General features: G+C 37.4%; 25 protein-coding genes. 2 read left to right on the top strand and 23 right to left on the bottom strand.

The genetic code is table 11. The features are described 5' to 3' along the window. Positions 1-3: 3 nt before the first annotated feature. Positions 4-156, top strand: a complete 153-nt coding sequence (locus tag EGI05_RS17940) for a hypothetical protein (protein WP_166668311.1) — start codon at positions 4-6, stop codon at positions 154-156. Here the strand turns inward: EGI05_RS17940 and EGI05_RS04085 are convergent. The 22 genes from EGI05_RS04085 to tpx all read right to left on the bottom strand — a co-directional run bounded on the left by EGI05_RS04085 (position 153) and on the right by tpx (position 13,193). Beyond that, a complete protein-coding gene (locus EGI05_RS04085) occupies positions 153-800 on the bottom strand; it encodes a J domain-containing protein (RefSeq protein ID WP_123261780.1) in 648 nt (215 codons plus the stop codon). The genes EGI05_RS17940 and EGI05_RS04085 overlap by 4 nt on opposite strands. 174 nt (positions 801-974) lie before the next feature. Further along, the gene (locus EGI05_RS04090; RefSeq protein WP_123261781.1) at positions 975-1,244 is read right to left on the bottom strand and encodes a hypothetical protein; all 270 of its coding nucleotides are present in this window, start codon (positions 1,242-1,244) and stop codon (positions 975-977) included. 92 nt (positions 1,245-1,336) lie between these two features. After that, a complete protein-coding gene (locus EGI05_RS04095; RefSeq protein ID WP_123261782.1) occupies positions 1,337-1,684 on the bottom strand; it encodes a hypothetical protein in 348 nt (115 codons plus the stop codon). 12 nt (positions 1,685-1,696) lie between these two features. Beyond that, entirely contained in the window at positions 1,697-2,251 is a 555-nt protein-coding gene (locus tag EGI05_RS04100) for an RNA polymerase sigma factor (protein WP_228428541.1), read from the bottom strand. Positions 2,252-2,539: 288 nt separating this feature from the next. After that, positions 2,540-2,998, bottom strand: coding sequence for a DoxX family protein (locus EGI05_RS04105; protein WP_123261784.1), 459 nt, complete (start codon positions 2,996-2,998; stop codon positions 2,540-2,542). Beyond that, positions 2,995-3,444: an SRPBCC family protein gene (locus EGI05_RS04110; protein ID WP_123261785.1), complete on the bottom strand. Its 450-nt coding sequence runs from the start codon at positions 3,442-3,444 to the stop codon at positions 2,995-2,997. The genes EGI05_RS04105 and EGI05_RS04110 overlap by 4 nt, the downstream gene beginning before the upstream one ends. 24 nt (positions 3,445-3,468) lie before the next feature. Continuing rightward, positions 3,469-3,897 carry an SRPBCC family protein gene (locus tag EGI05_RS04115; protein WP_123262567.1) on the bottom strand — a complete coding sequence of 143 codons (429 nt, stop codon included), beginning with the start codon at positions 3,895-3,897 and terminating at the stop codon, positions 3,469-3,471. A gap of 55 nt (positions 3,898-3,952) precedes the next feature. Next, the gene (locus EGI05_RS04120) at positions 3,953-4,786 is read right to left on the bottom strand and encodes an SDR family oxidoreductase (RefSeq protein ID WP_123261786.1); all 834 of its coding nucleotides are present in this window, start codon (positions 4,784-4,786) and stop codon (positions 3,953-3,955) included. 47 nt (positions 4,787-4,833) lie between these two features. Continuing rightward, a complete protein-coding gene (locus EGI05_RS04125) occupies positions 4,834-5,691 on the bottom strand; it encodes a VOC family protein (protein WP_123261787.1) in 858 nt (285 codons plus the stop codon). A gap of 11 nt (positions 5,692-5,702) precedes the next feature. After that, complete coding sequence (locus EGI05_RS04130) at positions 5,703-6,140, bottom strand: GNAT family N-acetyltransferase (protein ID WP_166668310.1); 438 nt, start codon at positions 6,138-6,140, stop codon at positions 5,703-5,705. Beyond that, positions 6,115-6,372 carry a DNA-directed RNA polymerase subunit alpha C-terminal domain-containing protein gene (locus tag EGI05_RS04135; RefSeq protein WP_228428542.1) on the bottom strand — a complete coding sequence of 86 codons (258 nt, stop codon included), beginning with the start codon at positions 6,370-6,372 and terminating at the stop codon, positions 6,115-6,117. Before EGI05_RS04135 ends, EGI05_RS04130 begins: the two co-directional genes overlap by 26 nt. Before the next feature lie 34 nt (positions 6,373-6,406). Next, positions 6,407-6,820: an SRPBCC family protein gene (locus EGI05_RS04140; RefSeq protein WP_123261790.1), complete on the bottom strand. Its 414-nt coding sequence runs from the start codon at positions 6,818-6,820 to the stop codon at positions 6,407-6,409. Between the two features lie 80 nt (positions 6,821-6,900). Further along, positions 6,901-7,332, bottom strand: coding sequence for a VOC family protein (locus EGI05_RS04145; protein ID WP_123261791.1), 432 nt, complete (start codon positions 7,330-7,332; stop codon positions 6,901-6,903). A gap of 35 nt (positions 7,333-7,367) precedes the next feature. Continuing rightward, positions 7,368-8,144 (bottom strand): alpha/beta fold hydrolase, encoded by a 777-nt coding sequence (locus tag EGI05_RS04150; RefSeq protein WP_123261792.1) that lies wholly within the window; start codon positions 8,142-8,144, stop codon positions 7,368-7,370. 3 nt (positions 8,145-8,147) lie between these two features. After that, positions 8,148-8,672 carry a DinB family protein gene (locus EGI05_RS04155; protein WP_123261793.1) on the bottom strand — a complete coding sequence of 175 codons (525 nt, stop codon included), beginning with the start codon at positions 8,670-8,672 and terminating at the stop codon, positions 8,148-8,150. 21 nt (positions 8,673-8,693) lie between these two features. After that, a complete protein-coding gene (locus tag EGI05_RS04160; protein ID WP_123261794.1) occupies positions 8,694-9,134 on the bottom strand; it encodes an SRPBCC family protein in 441 nt (146 codons plus the stop codon). Between the two features lie 56 nt (positions 9,135-9,190). Further along, positions 9,191-9,652: a hypothetical protein gene (locus tag EGI05_RS04165; RefSeq protein ID WP_123261795.1), complete on the bottom strand. Its 462-nt coding sequence runs from the start codon at positions 9,650-9,652 to the stop codon at positions 9,191-9,193. A 32-nt stretch (positions 9,653-9,684) separates the two neighbouring features. Continuing rightward, positions 9,685-10,092 (bottom strand): VOC family protein, encoded by a 408-nt coding sequence (locus EGI05_RS04170; protein WP_123261796.1) that lies wholly within the window; start codon positions 10,090-10,092, stop codon positions 9,685-9,687. Positions 10,093-10,168: 76 nt separating this feature from the next. Continuing rightward, complete coding sequence (locus tag EGI05_RS04175) at positions 10,169-10,759, bottom strand: Crp/Fnr family transcriptional regulator (RefSeq protein ID WP_123261797.1); 591 nt, start codon at positions 10,757-10,759, stop codon at positions 10,169-10,171. Positions 10,760-10,848: 89 nt separating this feature from the next. After that, complete coding sequence (locus EGI05_RS04180) at positions 10,849-12,060, bottom strand: DUF763 domain-containing protein (protein WP_123261798.1); 1,212 nt, start codon at positions 12,058-12,060, stop codon at positions 10,849-10,851. Positions 12,061-12,186: 126 nt separating this feature from the next. Next, positions 12,187-12,594, bottom strand: coding sequence for a glyoxalase superfamily protein (locus tag EGI05_RS04185; RefSeq protein ID WP_228428543.1), 408 nt, complete (start codon positions 12,592-12,594; stop codon positions 12,187-12,189). A gap of 98 nt (positions 12,595-12,692) precedes the next feature. Next, a complete protein-coding gene (gene tpx / locus EGI05_RS04190; RefSeq protein WP_123261800.1) occupies positions 12,693-13,193 on the bottom strand; it encodes a thiol peroxidase in 501 nt (166 codons plus the stop codon). Between the two features lie 169 nt (positions 13,194-13,362). Between tpx and EGI05_RS04195 the strand changes: the two genes are divergently transcribed. Continuing rightward, positions 13,363-15,582, top strand: coding sequence for an NADP-dependent isocitrate dehydrogenase (locus EGI05_RS04195; RefSeq protein ID WP_123261801.1), 2,220 nt, complete (start codon positions 13,363-13,365; stop codon positions 15,580-15,582). A 180-nt stretch (positions 15,583-15,762) separates the two neighbouring features. Here the strand turns inward: EGI05_RS04195 and EGI05_RS04200 are convergent, their stop codons facing one another. Further along, the gene (locus tag EGI05_RS04200; protein ID WP_123261802.1) at positions 15,763-16,761 is read right to left on the bottom strand and encodes an MBL fold metallo-hydrolase; all 999 of its coding nucleotides are present in this window, start codon (positions 16,759-16,761) and stop codon (positions 15,763-15,765) included. Between the last annotated feature and the right edge of the window lie 2 nt (positions 16,762-16,763).

The raw sequence follows: 16,763 nt of genomic DNA on the forward strand, positions 1-16,763 counted from the left end.
AGCATGAATATGATTGTTCCATTCAAAGTAGCACCATTAGCTCCTGCATACTCTGCTTCTAATGAAGAGATGTATTGTGGAAAAAAGTCTTGCTGTAAGAAATTCAAAACGGGAAAAAGATGCAAAAAATGCCCGGGGAGAAAAAAGCTGGCTTAGCTAAAGTTTTTTACTAAAAAATACAGCGCCAACGCTAACAGTATAACTGCCACCAAAATTTTCGCAATTTTCGGCTGGCCATGTGGATTAGTCGCAGTTCTCGGCTGTGATTTGAACAGATCTTCCACATCATTTCTGAATTTCTCTCCATCATTTTCAAAAACTTCCGTAATGGTAATCCCCTTTACAACCGTTTTATGCAACAATGAATTGGTGGCATGAAGCAGAAGCTGGAATTTACCATCCTTAAATTCCGTAATTTTAAAAACTCTTTCACCATAAGGCTTTTCCAACCCGAAAGGAAGCACTTTCACCACATCCGCATTGCTGGTCTGCCAGCTGATGATGATCTCCTCTCCTTTTTTTGCATGAATTTTATTGGAAGTAAATGTCTTAATAGATGGCGGAATGTTATACCTGAAACTTTTCTGATGATTCTCTAAATTCTGATCATAAGTCCTTCTTTTAGCTGCATCGCTCAGAATCTCATACGCTTCCTGAATTTCACGGAAACGGTCAGCAAAAAAATCATCATTTTCATTTTTATCGGGATGATATTTTAAGGAAAGCTTTCGATATGCTTTTTTGATGTCTTCTTCTGAAGCATCCTGAGAAATCCCTAGAAAATAGTAGTAATCTTTCATGTAACAAATGCAAAAATAAGGATTTATTTTCCGAATTTCCGGGTTTCAAGGCTAAAATTACAGGCTTATCTATTGTCCTTCTGAGTGGAAAGAACGGAATTCTGAATAAAAAAGTTCCGGCGCGGGAAGCTTCGCTTCCCGCGCCGGAAATAACAATTTCAATTTAGTTTAATATTATGCTTCTACTTCAAAGCTTTGGTCTTTTCTGCTGCAGCATCTTCCTTTCCCGAATTCTTTTTTGAATTTTCCTTTCAGTTCCTGATACTGCTCATCATTCATTTCTCTGATTTTATCGGCCAATCCGAATGGAGATTTTTCCTTGATTCCGTATTCATCGAAAATACCTCTCATGAATTTTCTTCTTTCTCCTATTTTTTTAGCTGCCAATGCAACGCCCACAACGGCTAGTGCTCCTAATGCACCTTTTAATGCTGAATTTTTCATTTTTTCAAAATTTTAAATTTTACTACTTCTTGTTTTTTTATATAGACGAATGAATTCTAATTTTACTTTACTACTTCTTTTAAAAATTCTAATTATTCGTTTGTTTTTTTATGTCTGTTGAAGAATCCGCTTTCGCATCTGCTTCTCCATACTTCCTTGAATTTCTCTCTTTCTTCAGGAGACAGGTTCATCATTTTTTCTCTCATTTTTCTTTCTTTGAAGCCTCTCACTCCCCTTTCGAATTTCCCGTGGAATCCTCCGAAAAGAATTTTGCTTAAAACCAATACTCCCATGGCTTGCCAGAATGTAATGGATTTCGCACCTAGAATTTCAGGAAGCAAGGCATTCCAAAGCCACATTACAATCCAGGTAACGCCCAGAAAAATCAATGGTGGACAAAGAATTAAAAAAATCCAACCTTTTTTGTGTTTATGATTCATAATATTTGCTTTCTAACTGTTTAAATCTTCGTATAACTTTCTTAATCTATTTCTTAAATGCTTCACAGCATAATTTTTTCTGCTGATGATCGTCTTGATATTTTCGCCTTGTTCATCGGCTATTTCCTGGAGGGTTTTGTCGTTCAGCTCATTTTCAACGTAGACCAGTCTTTGTTTTTCCGGAAGTTCTTCCAAAGCTTCAAAAAGCTTTTTCCAAATCTCATCCTGAAACATTTTAACTTCCGGACCGGCACTTTCGTCCATCAGTAAGATATCTTTGATAGAGAAGTCTCCGTCCTCATCTTCATATACAAAATCTTCAAGATTTTCCGTTTTCTTTTTACGGTAACGGTCCGTAATTTTGTTTGCCGTAACCCTGTACAGCCAACCTCCTACGTTCACAATCTCGGAAAGATTGGTAAGACTACTGAACTGATACCACACTTCCTGCAGAATATCTTCCGCATCTTCGGTGTTTTTCACTTTGGGACGAATATAGGACATCAGCTTTCCTCCGTACTTAGAAACGGTTTGGGCAATGATATTTTCCTTGTCCTTCTGTGGCATTGTTATTTTTTCGACAACCTCCATATTGCTATGACGATCAGTCTTTTGATTTTACTTTAATAAATTTAAAATATTTTCTACTCTTTTATTATCAAATGAATATTTTTATTTTTCTTGTCATTCTGAACGAAGTGAAAAATCTTCTAACGGCTAAATAATCTTATGCAAGAGATTCTTCATTCTGCTGTGCTTCATTCAGAATGACAAAGTGAGTGTTTAGCAATGAAAACAAGAAACGGAAAGCAAAACACTTTCCGTTTTTATTTCTCTGAAAATTTGTCAGTATTTTTAAGATAAATATATTCCAAAATACCAGGTCCATGCTATTAAAATAATCTGCATAGGGATTCTTTCCGTATACAGATATTTCATTCCCGGACCGGTGTAATTTGCTTTAAATATATTAATGTTCTTTTTTGACGAATTGATATTCGCAACGAAGACCAACACATAAAAAATAATCAGCAGAATGGCTGTTGTTTCCCGGATCGATGGAATCATCAAACCAATTCCAGCGGCTATTTCAATAATTCCTGTGAAATAGACCCAGAACATTTTGCCCGGAATAAAGTCAGGAATCATCATGGCCATTCCTTTCTGAAATTTGAAATGCGAAAAACCAGTAAAAATGATGAAGACGGCCATTCCCAGATTTCCCGAGAATAAGAAATTCCAGCTTCCCTGAAAAATTTTGGTTCCCAGCAAAGCCAGAATAAAAGTTCCGAAAAGAATAGCTAAGAGCTTCATGAATTTTCAGCAAGATTTTTCACTACTTCCAATCCCTTGATGAAACCAGTATTCATATGTTCTTCCCATTCTTTATCTACCTGTACTTCCACATGGAGTTTTGTTTTTCCGTCCAGATCTGTTAAAAAATATTTTTCCTGAGCCCCGCTCCACTCCATTACTTCTTTGCTTTGTGTATCTTCCACTCCGTTGCTTACCATCCCCAAATGTTTAAAGACTATCTGGTTGGGTTCTTCCAAACTGTCTATGGTTGAAACCATCCCTTCATCATTGGCATTGAGGAAATAGGTTTTTCCGCCTACTTTCCAATCTGTTTTCATTTTTGACCCGGTACTGTCCGGGCTGAAAAATTGAGTCCATCGGCCATAGGTTTCCGGGCCCCAAAGAATGTCCCATACTTTTTGCAAGGGAGCATTAATGACCGTTTCGTAAGATAATGTTTCCATATATAATATTTTTTGTAGTTAGATTTACAGTTGATTTTCCGAAAGGTTTTTAACAATTCCCAATGCTTTCGGGAATTTATCTTCAAAGAATCCTTTAAACTCTTCCGGAGTTTGTATTATTCCTTTTAAAGTAGTTCCTGATTCTGTTTCTTCTAAAATATAAGACTCTGTAGCTTCGCCCCAATCCTGTGGCTGCTCCACACCGTCATAGATTTCACCCAAATGCAGAAATTTTATTTCTTTATTAGGTATGTTTTTTTCAACACGGCTGTACATACCATTATTGTTAGGATCAAAAAACTTTACAAGAGTTCCTTCTTCAAGGGTTCCTTCATAAAATGAGCCTTCAGTAAAAGCAGTTGTCCATTGTCTGTAGCTTATGTCATTCCAGAGTACGCTCCATACTTTTTCGGGTGTTGCTTCTATTTGAACTTCAAAAGATAATGTCTCCATCTTGTAATTTTTAATTAGTTGATACACCATTGAGGTGAATGGTTCAAATATATCATTATCCTCCTACAAAATCACCACCATTGATGTGTATGACTTCTCCCGTAATGTAATTGGCATCTTCGGAAGCCAGAAAAACAAAGGCCGGCGCCACTTCTGAAGGCTGCCCCGCACGTTTTAACGGAGTATCTTTTCCAAAGGTTGAAAGATCATCGAATGTTTCCTTCACAAGAGGTGTCCATATAGGGCCGGGTGCAATTCCATTAACCAGTATCTTTTTTTCTGCAAGATTAGTAGATAAGGAACGAATAAAAGACAGGATAGCTCCTTTGGTGGCTGCATAATCAATCAGGTGATCGCTTCCGCGATACGCTGTAACGGATGTTGTACAGATAATTCTTCCGCCTTCTCCTATTAACGGCAAAAAAGCCCGCGTCAATGCAATCATTGAAATGATATTGGTATGGAAGGTTTCTTCAATCTGTTCATCGGAAATCTTTTCAAGGGTATCCTTGGAAGTGTGGATTCCGGCATTGTTAATCAGGATATCCAGATTTTTCCACTTTTTTTTGATTGTATTCAGGCATTTTGTCCTGAACGTTTTTTTGGTAAGATCTCCTTTCAATAAAATACATTCACCTCCTTCTTTTTCAACCAGCTTTTGGGTTTCTTTCGCATCATCATCACTTTCTTTGTAAATGATGGCTATATCTGCTCCTTCTCTTGCAAAATGAACGGCAACAGCCTGCCCTATTCCGCTGTCCCCTCCTGTTATTATTGCTTTTTTACCTGCTAATTTTTGGCTTCCAAGATAGTTTTCACGGATGATCTCCGGAAACAGGCCTTCTTTGGGGACTTTTGATTTAGATTGTGACTTGTTCTGTGTTTTCATAAGCAAATCTTTCTCTAAATACATCAAACAGCAAGCCGAAACAGTGTTTAAGAATGATAAGCTTCTTCTAAATCTTTTATAATAATTTTCTGCATTTTCATCATCGCCTGTACCACTTTCTGTGCTTTTTCCTGATCGGAATCATTCATTAACTGAATTAATCTTTTAGGAACGATCTGCCAGCTAAAACCATACTTATCTTTCAACCATCCACACATGCTCTCTCTTCCACCTCCTGAAATAAGGGTATTCCACAGGTGATCCGTTTCCTCCTGATCATCTGTCATGATGACCATAGAGATTCCTTCATTGAAGTCAAACTGGTGATCATACGAATTATCCATGCAGAATAAGTCATATCCATCAATAATAAAATGGGCATGCTGAATATTTTCGGGAACTTCTCCCGCTTCTCCGCCATCTTTGTATTTCAATACATTTCCAATACTTGAGTTCGGGAACGTCTGCGTATAGAATTCCATTGCTTCCATAGCTTTTCCATTATTTTGGTGGATGAACATTAGGGTAGGAATAATTTTCTGATCGCTTGCTTTTTCTCCCAGGAACAGCTGCCACGTAACTCCATACTGATCTCGAACCCAGCCGTATTTTTTACTCCATGGATAAGAATCTAACGGCATTAAAGCCATCCCGCCCTCCAGTAGCTGATCCCAGTATTTTTGGACCTCATCTTCAGTTTCACAGATGACCATAAAAGAAACGGAAGCATTCTTCTGGAAATGCGGGCCTCCGTTCAGCAGCATCAGCTTTTGACCAAACAATTCAATATTCAATACAACAGGGGTATCTGCGGTAATTTTTCCGTTGAATACCTGGCAATAAAAGTCTGCCGATTGTTTTGCATCTCCGTCATACCAGAGACACGGGAAAATATCATTATTCATAGTTTTAATGTTTATAATTTGTACGAAAAATTGGTTATATCTTCTTCCGGAATTCCTTTGAGTTTCCTATAGAAGCGTAAAGCATGCTCATCTACATTATCTGCCTGAAGAAAAACTTCTGCCGCATCCAGATTTTTAGAAATTTCAAATATTTTCTGCATCAATAACGTTCCGATTCCTTTTCTCTGAAAATTGTTTTTAACTGCCAGGTCATAAACATAGACTTCCAGATGGCCATGAAGTGAAGGCATGAGATAAGCCGTCAATCCACCTATGATTTCATATTCGTTTTCGGCAATAAGGTAGATGAAATTGTCGTTCTTTAAAAGGTTCTTGAAATATTCCAATCCCGGATTCTGTGAGTTTTTCACTTCAAAGACCTCCACATATAATTTTTCAAGAAGTCTCAGTTTTTCAGAATCATCAGGATTCAATCTCGAAATTTTCATTTTTAAAGGAGACTTTATATTCATTCATATGATTCTTAAGCTTATCCATGGTATTTTTCCCAAAACCATGAAGGCTCATGATCTCTTCTTCAGAATAGTCGGAAAGCTTTTCCAGGGAATCTATTTTCTCTTTTTCCAAAGCTCTTCTTGCGGGCATTGCAATAATCCCCTTGAGAAAATCCCCTTTGACAGTGCGATGATCTGTACAAACGGAATTGAGACATCTTGCCATTATCACTAAATTGAGCATGGTCTTAGGAAGTTTTTTAGTGGTTCTCTACATATTTATGGAAATTATTGAGAATGGCATACCATCCGTCTCTTTGCATTTCCACGGAGTTTTGCTTTTCCGAATCGAACTCTATACGGACTTTGGTCGTATTTTCATCCACTTTATCAAAGTTTATTTCTACATTTCTTCCATCTTCCATATGATATTTTATTTTCTCATTAGGGATCACCTCATCATAAACTCCCTCAAAATCAAATCCAAAACTTCCATCCTTAGCTTCCATTCTGTTTTTAAATTTTCCTCCGACTCTTAAATCATTTTCGGAGCTTGGACATTGCCATGATTCGTGAGCAAAATTCCATTTGGTGATATGTTTAGGAGTATTGTAATAATCCCAAACCTTCTGAACAGGTTCTAAAATAGTGATGTCAATTTTAATAGGTTCCATATCATTTAATTTTTAATGTGGTGTGAAAGGGCAGCCAAAGCAACATTTGGCCACCCGTTTATAATTAGTTAAATATAAGATTATTTTGTGTATTCTTCATTATAGTTCACCATCCAATGAACTCCGTATTTGTCCTGGAAGCTTCCGAAATAGTCGCCCCAGAACTGATCTTCGATCGGCATTTCTATATTCCCGCCTTCTGAAAGGCCTTTGAAAAGCCTGTCTGCTTCTTCCCTGGATTCAGGGAAAATGGAAACATAATTATTATTTCCTACGTTAAGCTTCTGTCCAAACGACGGAACAATATCTGAAGCCATTAAAAGATCGTTTCCGATGGGAAGGGCAATATGCATTACTCTGTTTTTTTCTTCTTCAGAAAGGTTTTCTGTTCCGGGAGCATTTCCCATTTTATGAACTTCACCTGCGAATTCACCTCCGAAAACAGATTTGTAAAAATTGAAAGCTTCTTCTGCTTTCCCGTCAAAATTGAGGTATGGATTTAATTTAGCCATGATTTTTATTTTTAAAAGTTATTGTTTCTTTAATTTTAATGGTGTAAGAATTTTTCCACTTCTGATGTTGTAAAGCTGATCAGGTTTTGATCTGTATTTCCCTCAAAATCTGCCATCATATAAGAACCGTGAGTTGCAGGCAGGATCATTAATTGTGAATCAGGGATCAAACGCCACATTTCTACGGTATGTTCCGGCTTCATAACATCTTTATCTCCTGTGATCAATAACGTTGGTGATTGGATACCCTTTAAAATATCTTCACTCCAGTCTTCAAAAGTCTGCATTCTCTTGCTGTCTTTATCAAAGAGATTTTCGAGCTTTGAGAAGTCCGGGTTTAGGTTTAAAAAATTAATTTTAAGCGGTTCAGGCATTATTTCCAGTGTGGCTTCCTGCATTCCTTCAAAAAAACCTTCTATCATTCCGCTTCTTTTGAAAAAAGCCGAAGCTACGATCAGCTTTTCCACCAGGTCAGGATAGAGATGGGCAATCTGCATTACTGTATTGCCGCCGTTGCTGAATCCCCAGAATGAGGCTTTATGAATATTAATTTCTTTTAAAAGCGCCGCTACATCATGAGCATCCTGCTCAAAAGTTTCCGGAATGTCTCTATGTTCTGTCATTCCGTGGTTTTGAAGATCAATCCCGATAAGCCGAAATCGGTCTTCAAGCCTTGCAATCACTTCTTTGAAATCAAACAGAATGGATGATCCTCCTCCATGAATCAGCACCAAAGGTTTTCCGGAGCCATATATTTCATAATACATCTGGATCCCGTTCACTGTTTTATATCCTTTTTCTTTCGGCGTCATTGATTAATATTTAAGATCTTTATCAAAATCGTATTTCATTCCCTCGTATCCGAGGATTCTACGCATCAGTCCCATTTGCCCGGAAAGGTAATCCTCACGTCCAATACACATTCCTATAAAGTTTAAAGCAGTTTCTGGGAAAAAATCAATGTTCATTCCCATTGGAAAAGGTTTTTCAAGCTCTTCATCGGAAACTTCAAGCAATTTCTGATATACAAGCGGTGAAATTTTATGAAACTCTTCTTTAAGCTGTTGCAGAGAAGGATAATTCAGGTTTTTATCCAATGCTTTTCCCTGGAAGAAAAAATCTTTATACTGAAACTCTTCATTGAGTCCAAGAATGCTTCCCATTGCATAACGCATATCCAGAAAGTTCCCCACCATCCAAATGACATGATTGGTTCTTCCTTCTATTCTTTTTAATGCATCTTCTTCTGATATTCCGTCGAGAACCAACAAGAAACTCTGGCTGTGTCCTCGAAAGGCCGGAATAATGATTTCTAATTTTTTTGATTTTGGGGTGTCCATTTGATTGATTGTTTTAATTGTTTAAAAGTCGTCCCGTTCAGCATAAGGAACATGAAGTCCTTCTTCTACAAATCTTTTCAGAATTCTTAAATACATGGCCCAACAGAAAGAGGTTTGCCGGAAATGGTCATTGGTTGATTTCCACCCCGAATGATAAAAGCTTATGCGGGTGCCGTTTTTTGTTTCTTTAAGAATACATCCAACCTGTGTTCCTAACCAGTCTTTATCTGCCTCCGTCATTACGTATTCAATTTCAAAAGGAGGATTGAGCTTCGAAATCTTTCCCTTCCAGATATATTCTTCCGAAAACTCAAAGGTGTATTCTGAGTCTGGTTCTGGAGTTCCCTGACAATAGTGGGTCCACCATTCATTTAAAAATTCGGGAACGGAAAACATCTGGAAAACATTCTCCAGGGTTGCGTTGACTTCAAGATTATGAAGTATTGAAAATGAGTTTTCCATGGTTATTGATTTTATCGTTTTTATCGTTGCTTGAGCAGATTACACAGATATTAAATCTATTTTATGACTCCCGGTTTTCCGAGAATTCTTCTAAGATATCCGATTTGCCCGCTATGATACGCTTCATGAAAAGATAGAATGGCAAGATCATTGACGTTTTCATGATCAATTTTTTCAAGTTTATTGAAAGCTGATTCCAGTTTATCCTGAGAGTCTTTTAAATAGGATTTCAACTCTTCGAAGTTTATTAACTCATCTTTTCTGTTCAAAGGAATTTCTCCTCTGTTATATGCTGAGAATTTTTCATTATCCCAAACAGATTCTTCACCCAGAATATTCAGGAAAGCATTTCTTATGTAGATCATGTGCCCTAAAATCCAGTTCATACAATTGGCATCTCCGTTTGGAAAAATCATGGATTCTTCATGGGTAATACCCTCAAGATTCATAGAAATCACTTTATAGTTGCTGACTGCCTGTATTTTTATGATTTCAATATCGTTTGCTATTGTTTCCATATTTTATATTTTAGTGGTTATAATTTGTTGATTTATTCTGACGGAAACTGAGATATATCCGCAAAGGTTACATTCCAGCCGTGTCCATTGATATCCCAAAAAGAATTCTGGTACATCCATCCGTAGTCTTGCGGTTCTTCGTCCTGTGTTCCTCCGTTTTTCAAGGCTGTATTCACAACAGTATCGACTTCCTCACGGCTGTTAAGCCCAATGGCTACAAGAACCTGCGCGGTATCTCCTTTAGGAACGGGCTTATGGGAAAAAGTCTGGAAATACTCTTCTGTTAAGAACATCACGTAGATATCATCATTCATGATGACACAGGCCGCCTTATCATCGGAAAACTGCTCATTAATGGAAAAGCCGAGGTTCGTCCAGAACTCTCTTGTTTTCTGGATATCTTTTACCGGAAGGTTGACATAAATTTGGCTGATTTTCATTTTGTAATTTTTAGTGTTAAACTTTTAACCAAAATTACCAAGTCGGTATGAAAATCAACTTGCCATAAGACAAGATTTAAATTTTCTTCGGATGGGAAACCAATTCTTTCCGGATTCTGCTTAAGGAAGTATCTGTAACACCAAGATAGGAAGCGATTTGCTTCAGCGGAGCATATTGTACCACCTGTGATTTTTGTTCCAGCAGATTGAGATAACGTTTGGTGGCAGAAAGGGTAAACATTTCAACAGAACGTTGTTTATAAGCAAAAAGCTGTTGAGACATCCATGATCTTCCCCATTCTCTAAGGTTCGGGATTTTATGGAAAAGATCCTGAAATACTTCGAAATCCAGTCTCCAGCATTCGCAATCTGTGATGCACACAATATTTTCCTGGGTAGGAATTCTTTGGAAAAGTGATGATACCTCAATTACAACTTCATTGTCGATAAAAAAATGGGTGGTTACCTCATTTCCATTGAAGTCATTAACAAATGAGCGAGCCAATCCGTTTTCTATGATATAGTATTCATTCGCAGTTTTTCCTTCTTCGAGGATAAAATCTCCTTTCTGGAATTGAACTTTTTCATGAGCTTTAAATATCTCATCAAGCTCCTCGGGCAGGAAAAACGGAAAATCATAAGAAATTTCCAGGGCTTTATAACTCATTTGGCTAGCTGTTTTTAGGATCTTAAAAATAAAATTTTTCTTGCATTCAATACAAGAAATTATTTTTTTTAACTATTTAATAAGATATCTTAAAATAAAGACAACTGTATCGGCTTGGAACTTCCAGGTTTCTGAGCATCTCCAAAAACAGTTTTCCCTCCGAATCGCCAAGAGTTTTGTCTTTCTTCTTCAATAACCTGTTGAATATCAAAATCCGGGGTAAAGTTTTTTTCAGCGGTTGTGATTACTTCATGCAGCTTATTTAAAGTTTTTAGCTTATCGGCATTTCCCAGTTTGGATTTTTCAATTCCTTTTTTGAGAATATGTATGCTTTCGTCATATACTTTGGTAGGAACCGGAAAAGGGTGTCCGTCCTTTCCTCCGTGAGCGAAGGAAAACCTTGCAGGATCCGTAAACCTGGACGGCGCGCCATGAATCACTTCACTTACCAAAGCCAGAGACTGCATGGTTCTTGGTCCTACTCCTTCCAACATCAATAGATCTTCAAAATTTTGCGGTTGCTGTTCTCGGGTTACATATAAAAGCGCTCCCAGTCTTTTCAAATCAACATCTGAAGCCTGTACATCATGATGATTAGGAAGAATCAATCTTGAAAAATCGCTCATGATCTTTGCGGAATCCGTATGGGAAATTTCAACAATTCCTTTCCTATTATCGGAAGCTTCCGCAGCCGTGAGGTTGAGAATTTGTCCTCTGAAAACCCCGTTAATTCCCGTATGGGGTTCTTCAACAAAAGATTTTATATTTTCGGAGTGCCAGTGATACCGTCTCGCTGTTCCATCGGATTCATGCATTCCCTGTTGAACTACGCTCCAATTTCCATTATCTGCTAAAATAAAGTTGTGGAGATACAATTGATAACCATCATGAATAGCTGTATTATCCACTTTTGCAGAAAGTTTGCTTGCTTTCACTAATTCTGTTCCGTTCAAACCGGTTTTATCTGCAATTTGAATCAGTTCCGAAGGAGTATCTCTGGAGAATTTACCTTTTCCACCACAGATGTAAAGGCCAAGAGATTGAGCATTAGGATTAATGGAACGTTTTAAAGCCCCCATTACTGAGGTGGTGATCCCTGAAGAATGCCAATCCATCCCCATTACTGCCCCAAAGCTCTGAAACCAGAACGGATCAGCCAGCCTGCGGAGTACCTCGTCTTTTCCGTAATCCATTAAGATGACTTCAACAATAGAAAGTCCCAGAACAGACATACGTTCATACAACCATGGCGGTACTTTGCCATAGTGAAGGGGTAAATCTGCTGTTCCTGAACGTTTCATTGCATTTTTTGTTTCCGCCAAAGGCGAAATTACTTTTATATTGTTGTATATCTTATGATCTGACTCAATATTATAATCTATTCCCTACACTATCGCTTCATTCAGAATGATGTGTATATGTAAAAATCAATGAATTGAATAGAATTCCAAATCTTTATGTTTCTCTTCATCAAATTTCTCATTGAAAATGATTTTATTTCCGAACGGATCATCTACGGTAAAGGAAACGGTATCATAAAAGGTTTTTTCAAGACCTGGCCTGTTATATTTGTACTTCTTATCCAAGAGCTCTTTATGATACTCCGGGACACCTTCTCCCAAGATAAAAATCCGGCTTCCGGGAGTTCCGTCTCCGTGATGTTCACTTAAATGAAGAATAATATTGTTCTTTTTCACTTCCATATAAACCGGAGTATTTTCTTCGAAATGATGTTCCCAAACGATTTCAAAGCCTAACCAGTCTACATAGAATTCAACGGTCTTCTGATAATCGAAAATCCTAACAATAGGAATAACCTGTTCTGCTGTCATCATCAAATGATTATAAGTGTGAAAGAATATTAATCAATATTGCTGAAAAAGCCTTGCGAAAATAAGATTCTCACAAGGCTTTCGTCCATTGTAGGTTTTACTTATTTTAACGCTGCAATCGCTGCCTCATAATTCGGCTCTTGAGTAATTTCAGGAACCTGTTCTGTGTAAACTACTTTATTATTTTCGTCAGTAACAATTACAGCTCTGCTCAAAAGACCTTTCATTGGAGAATCTGTAATAGTTACCTCATAATCATCTCCAAAGCTGCTTCTGAAATCCGAAAGTGTTTCAACATTATTCAGTCCTTCTGCAGCACAGAATCTTCCTAAGGCAAAAGGTAAATCTTTTGAAACGTTAATTACAACGGTATTGTGCAGTTTTGAAGCTTCTTCATTGAACTTTCTTGCAGAAGCCGCACAAATTCCTGTATCTATACTTGGAAAAATATTGAAGACTTTTTTCTTCCCGTCGAAATCCTGCAGTGTTTTTACATGCAGATTGGAATCTACCAATGCAAAATCTCTTACTGTAATTCCTACAGATGGAAGAACTCCTATAGTGTGTACTTCATTTCCTTTTAAAGTAATAGTAGTTGACATAAACTTTGTTTTTTTAGTTTATCAAATTTACTCAAATTACACGCATTTCTGCTCAAATAATGGTTAAATAATTCTTAAAGTGCAAAAACTTCCTGAGTATTAATTTAAAAAAATTAAATTTTAACTAAATTTGTGGGACTTAAAATTTCAAATAATAAATAACAGTATAATGTCAGAAAAATCAAAAATCTACTACACATTAACGGATGAGGCTCCAATGCTGGCTACACACTCGTTTTTACCTATCGTAAAGGCTTTTACAAAATCAGCAGATATTGAAATTGCTGTTCCGGATATTTCTTTGGCTGGAAGGATTCTAGCGAACTTTCCTGAATTCTTAAAAGATGATCAGAAAATTGGAGATGCTTTGGCTGAATTAGGTCAATTGGCTACTCAGCCTGATGCGAATATCATTAAATTACCTAATATTTCGGCTTCTGTTCCTCAGTTAGATGAAGCAATTGCTGAATTACAGGCTAAAGGTTTCGCAGTTCCTAATTATCCGGCAGAGCCTAAAAATGATGAAGAAAAAGCGATCAAAGCTAAATATGCCAAAGTATTGGGTAGTGCTGTAAATCCTGTGTTGAGAGAAGGTAATTCTGACAGACGTGCTCCAAAAGCTGTTAAAAATTATGCTAAAGCAAACCCACACAGAATGGGTGACTGGGCTTCTGACAGCAAAACAGATGTTGCTCACATGAACAGTGGAGATTTCTACGGAACTGAAACGTCAACTACAGTAGAAAACGCAACGAAATTCAGAATTGTATTCAAAGGTAACGATGGTTCTGAAACCGTATTGAAAGATTTTGCAGCTCTTCAGGCAGGAGAAGTGATTGATTCTTCTGTAATGAACTTAAAAGCTTTGAAATCTTTTGTTCAGCAGGCTATTGATGAGGCTAAAAACAGAAATGTACTTCTTTCCGCTCACTTAAAAGCTACGATGATGAAGATCTCTGACCCTATTATTTTCGGGGCTATCGTAGAAACTTACTTTAAAAATGTATTTACAAAATATGCGGAGACTTTCAAGTCTTTAGACATTAATCCTAATAACGGTCTTGCTGATCTTTTCGAAAAAATCAAAGGAAATGCTCAGGAAGCTGATATCAAAGCCGATATTGAAGCGGCTTTAGCAAACGGACCAAGAGTAGCAATGGTAAATTCTGATAAAGGAATTACTAATTTCCATGTTCCTTCTGACATTATTGTTGATGCATCTATGGCTGCTTTGGTAAGAGGCGGAGGAAAAATGTGGAACAAAGACGGAAATGAAGAAGATACTGTTTGTATCATTCCGGACCGTTCTTATGCAGGTTTCTACCAGTCTGTCATTGATGATATGAAAGCTCACGGAAAACTAGATCCTACAACAATGGGTTCTGTTCCGAATGTTGGATTAATGGCTCAGAAAGCTGAAGAATATGGTTCTCATGACAAAACGTTCCAGGCTACGGCCGAAGGAACTATTGAAGTTCAGGACGAAGCAGGAAACATCCTTCTTTCTCAGAAAGTAGAAAAAGATGATATCTTCAGAATGTGTCAGACCAAAGATGCACCGATCCAGGATTGGGTGAAATTAGCAGTAAACAGATCAAGACTGTCTGATACTCCGGCTATTTTCTGGCTAGACAAAGGAAGAGCACACGACAGAGAGATCATCAAAAAAGTAGAAAAATATCTTAAAGACCACGATACTACAGGGCTTGACATCAGAATTCTTGATGTAAAAGACGCGATGACTGAAACGTTGAAAAGAGCAAGAGAAGGTAAAGATACGATCTCTGTTTCCGGAAACGTATTGAGAGATTATTTAACAGATCTTTTCCCAATCCTTGAGCTGGGAACTTCTGCTAAAATGCTTTCTATCGTTCCATTGATGAATGGTGGTGGTTTATTTGAAACAGGAGCAGGAGGTTCTGCACCAAAACACATCGAACAGTTTATTGAAGAAGGTTATTTAAGATGGGATTCTTTAGGAGAGTTCTTAGCCCTTCAGGCTTCTTTGGAACATTTAGCTCAGACTCAGGGAAATACTAAATCTCAAGTGTTAGCGGATGCATTAGATGAAGCGAATGCTAAATTCTTAGCTACCGATAAATCTCCTGCAAGAAAGATTGGACAAATCGATAACAGGGGTTCTCACTTCTACCTGGCTATGTATTGGGCTGAAGCATTGGCTAATCAAACTGCTGATGCTGAATTAGCAGCACAATTTGCCCCAATTGCAAAAGCAATGCAGGAAAACGAAGCTGTTATTAATGCAGAATTAATCGGAGCACAAGGTAAACCTCAGGATATCGGAGGTTATTATAAATCAGATACTTACAAAACGTATGCGGCTATGAGACCTAGTACAGTTTTAAATGAAATCATTGACGGAATTTAAGTTTTAAAAATAATAAATGTAAAAAGCCCCATAAAAGGGGCTTTTTTTGTTGTCTTTTTATTCCAGTATAAAAGCTTTATAACATTTTGGATTATTATTTATTACAATAGATAACAAAACCTCTCAAAAATGAGAGGTTTCATTGTAGAAAATTATGAGTAGAAAATATAAGTGTAATTATTAAGGGGTCATAAAGCTTTCCGGGAACCATTCGAATCCTTTGGTTTTCTTTTGGGTAAAGCCTAATCCGGGCCATGGCAAATGATACGCAAAAGCTCTGGCTTTTGACTCTGCTAATTGCTGAAGTAGCTGTATTCTGGATTGGGCAGCAATATCCAGATCTGTATCCCCAAAATATCCCCAATCCGGATGCGGAAACAGAATCACATCGGAATGGATAAGATCAGCAATATAAATCAGCTTTTCTTTTCCGGAAGAAATCGTCATCACCGTTAATCCGGGTGTATGTCCCGGAGCTAACTGAAAACTGAAATGATCGTACAAACTTTTATTCAGATCAAAAAATTTCAGTTTAGGCTGTATGGTTTTCAGAATATTCTGAATAGCAGGAATAATCTGGTTAAGAAATTCCGGCTGCTCCTTCAAAGCACTGTTGCTGAAATCCTTAATAGTAGCCTTCAACCAAAAATCATATTCAATTTTTGAAATAAAAAGATGGGCATTGGGAAACACCAGTTTATTCTGCTTATCCACTACACCGCCAATATGATCGGGATGAGCGTGCGAAATAAAAACATCCGTAACATCTCCCGCTGTAAATCCTGCTTTCTGAAGGCTTCTCAAGAGAAAGCCGGTTCTTTCATCGGCAAAGATTCCCATTCCTGTATCCAGTAAGACCAGTTTATCTTTTGTTTTAATTAAAAGAATATTCATAGCCATGTCGATAAAGTCTTCAGATCGGAAATTCTCTTTAAGAATAGTTTTCATTTTCGCCAGATTTCCTCTCGGAGCAAAAGATTTTAAATTCTGCTCATGAATATACCCGTCTGTCAGGATGAATAATTCCAATTCCCCAAGACGGATTTTTTTGAATCCTGAAAGATCATTTTCAGGTTCTGAATATTTTCTTTCATTGGCTGCAGCAAAAACTCCTGAAAAAGGAGCAATGCTTAGTGCTCCTGCCAACAATCCGTTTTTTAAAAGTTCTCTTCTGTTCATCG

Source organism: Chryseobacterium daecheongense (genome assembly GCF_003729955.1).
Classification (GTDB): domain Bacteria; phylum Bacteroidota; class Bacteroidia; order Flavobacteriales; family Weeksellaceae; genus Chryseobacterium; species Chryseobacterium daecheongense.

What these genes read in the sequence shown, in the direction of transcription:
- EGI05_RS04165 (WP_123261795.1), bottom strand. Translation starts at nt 9,652, where the DNA reads ATGGAAACAATAGCAAACGATATTGAAATCATAAAAATACAGGCAGTC.
- tpx (WP_123261800.1), bottom strand. Translation starts at nt 13,193, where the DNA reads ATGTCAACTACTATTACTTTAAAAGGAAATGAAGTACACACTATAGGA.
- EGI05_RS04090 (WP_123261781.1), bottom strand. Translation starts at nt 1,244, where the DNA reads ATGAAAAATTCAGCATTAAAAGGTGCATTAGGAGCACTAGCCGTTGTG.
- EGI05_RS04140 (WP_123261790.1), bottom strand. Translation starts at nt 6,820, where the DNA reads ATGGAACCTATTAAAATTGACATCACTATTTTAGAACCTGTTCAGAAG.
- EGI05_RS04200 (WP_123261802.1), bottom strand. Translation starts at nt 16,761, where the DNA reads ATGAACAGAAGAGAACTTTTAAAAAACGGATTGTTGGCAGGAGCACTA.
- EGI05_RS04185 (WP_228428543.1), bottom strand. Translation starts at nt 12,594, where the DNA reads ATGATGACAGCAGAACAGGTTATTCCTATTGTTAGGATTTTCGATTAT.
- EGI05_RS04125 (WP_123261787.1), bottom strand. Translation starts at nt 5,691, where the DNA reads ATGAATAATGATATTTTCCCGTGTCTCTGGTATGACGGAGATGCAAAA.
- EGI05_RS04145 (WP_123261791.1), bottom strand. Translation starts at nt 7,332, where the DNA reads ATGGCTAAATTAAATCCATACCTCAATTTTGACGGGAAAGCAGAAGAA.
- EGI05_RS04130 (WP_166668310.1), bottom strand. Translation starts at nt 6,140, where the DNA reads ATGAAAATTTCGAGATTGAATCCTGATGATTCTGAAAAACTGAGACTT.
- EGI05_RS04150 (WP_123261792.1), bottom strand. Translation starts at nt 8,144, where the DNA reads ATGACGCCGAAAGAAAAAGGATATAAAACAGTGAACGGGATCCAGATG.
- EGI05_RS04175 (WP_123261797.1), bottom strand. Translation starts at nt 10,759, where the DNA reads ATGAGTTATAAAGCCCTGGAAATTTCTTATGATTTTCCGTTTTTCCTG.
- EGI05_RS04160 (WP_123261794.1), bottom strand. Translation starts at nt 9,134, where the DNA reads ATGGAAAACTCATTTTCAATACTTCATAATCTTGAAGTCAACGCAACC.
- EGI05_RS04135 (WP_228428542.1), bottom strand. Translation starts at nt 6,372, where the DNA reads ATGGCAAGATGTCTCAATTCCGTTTGTACAGATCATCGCACTGTCAAA.
- EGI05_RS04155 (WP_123261793.1), bottom strand. Translation starts at nt 8,672, where the DNA reads ATGGACACCCCAAAATCAAAAAAATTAGAAATCATTATTCCGGCCTTT.
- EGI05_RS04170 (WP_123261796.1), bottom strand. Translation starts at nt 10,092, where the DNA reads ATGAAAATCAGCCAAATTTATGTCAACCTTCCGGTAAAAGATATCCAG.
- EGI05_RS04195 (WP_123261801.1), top strand. Translation starts at nt 13,363, where the DNA reads ATGTCAGAAAAATCAAAAATCTACTACACATTAACGGATGAGGCTCCA.
- EGI05_RS04115 (WP_123262567.1), bottom strand. Translation starts at nt 3,897, where the DNA reads ATGGAGACATTATCTTTTGAAGTTCAAATAGAAGCAACACCCGAAAAA.
- EGI05_RS17940 (WP_166668311.1), top strand. Translation starts at nt 4, where the DNA reads ATGAATATGATTGTTCCATTCAAAGTAGCACCATTAGCTCCTGCATAC.
- EGI05_RS04120 (WP_123261786.1), bottom strand. Translation starts at nt 4,786, where the DNA reads ATGAAAACACAGAACAAGTCACAATCTAAATCAAAAGTCCCCAAAGAA.
- EGI05_RS04085 (WP_123261780.1), bottom strand. Translation starts at nt 800, where the DNA reads ATGAAAGATTACTACTATTTTCTAGGGATTTCTCAGGATGCTTCAGAA.
- EGI05_RS04100 (WP_228428541.1), bottom strand. Translation starts at nt 2,251, where the DNA reads ATGCCACAGAAGGACAAGGAAAATATCATTGCCCAAACCGTTTCTAAG.
- EGI05_RS04180 (WP_123261798.1), bottom strand. Translation starts at nt 12,060, where the DNA reads ATGAAACGTTCAGGAACAGCAGATTTACCCCTTCACTATGGCAAAGTA.
- EGI05_RS04105 (WP_123261784.1), bottom strand. Translation starts at nt 2,998, where the DNA reads ATGAAGCTCTTAGCTATTCTTTTCGGAACTTTTATTCTGGCTTTGCTG.
- EGI05_RS04110 (WP_123261785.1), bottom strand. Translation starts at nt 3,444, where the DNA reads ATGGAAACATTATCTTACGAAACGGTCATTAATGCTCCCTTGCAAAAA.
- EGI05_RS04095 (WP_123261782.1), bottom strand. Translation starts at nt 1,684, where the DNA reads ATGAATCATAAACACAAAAAAGGTTGGATTTTTTTAATTCTTTGTCCA.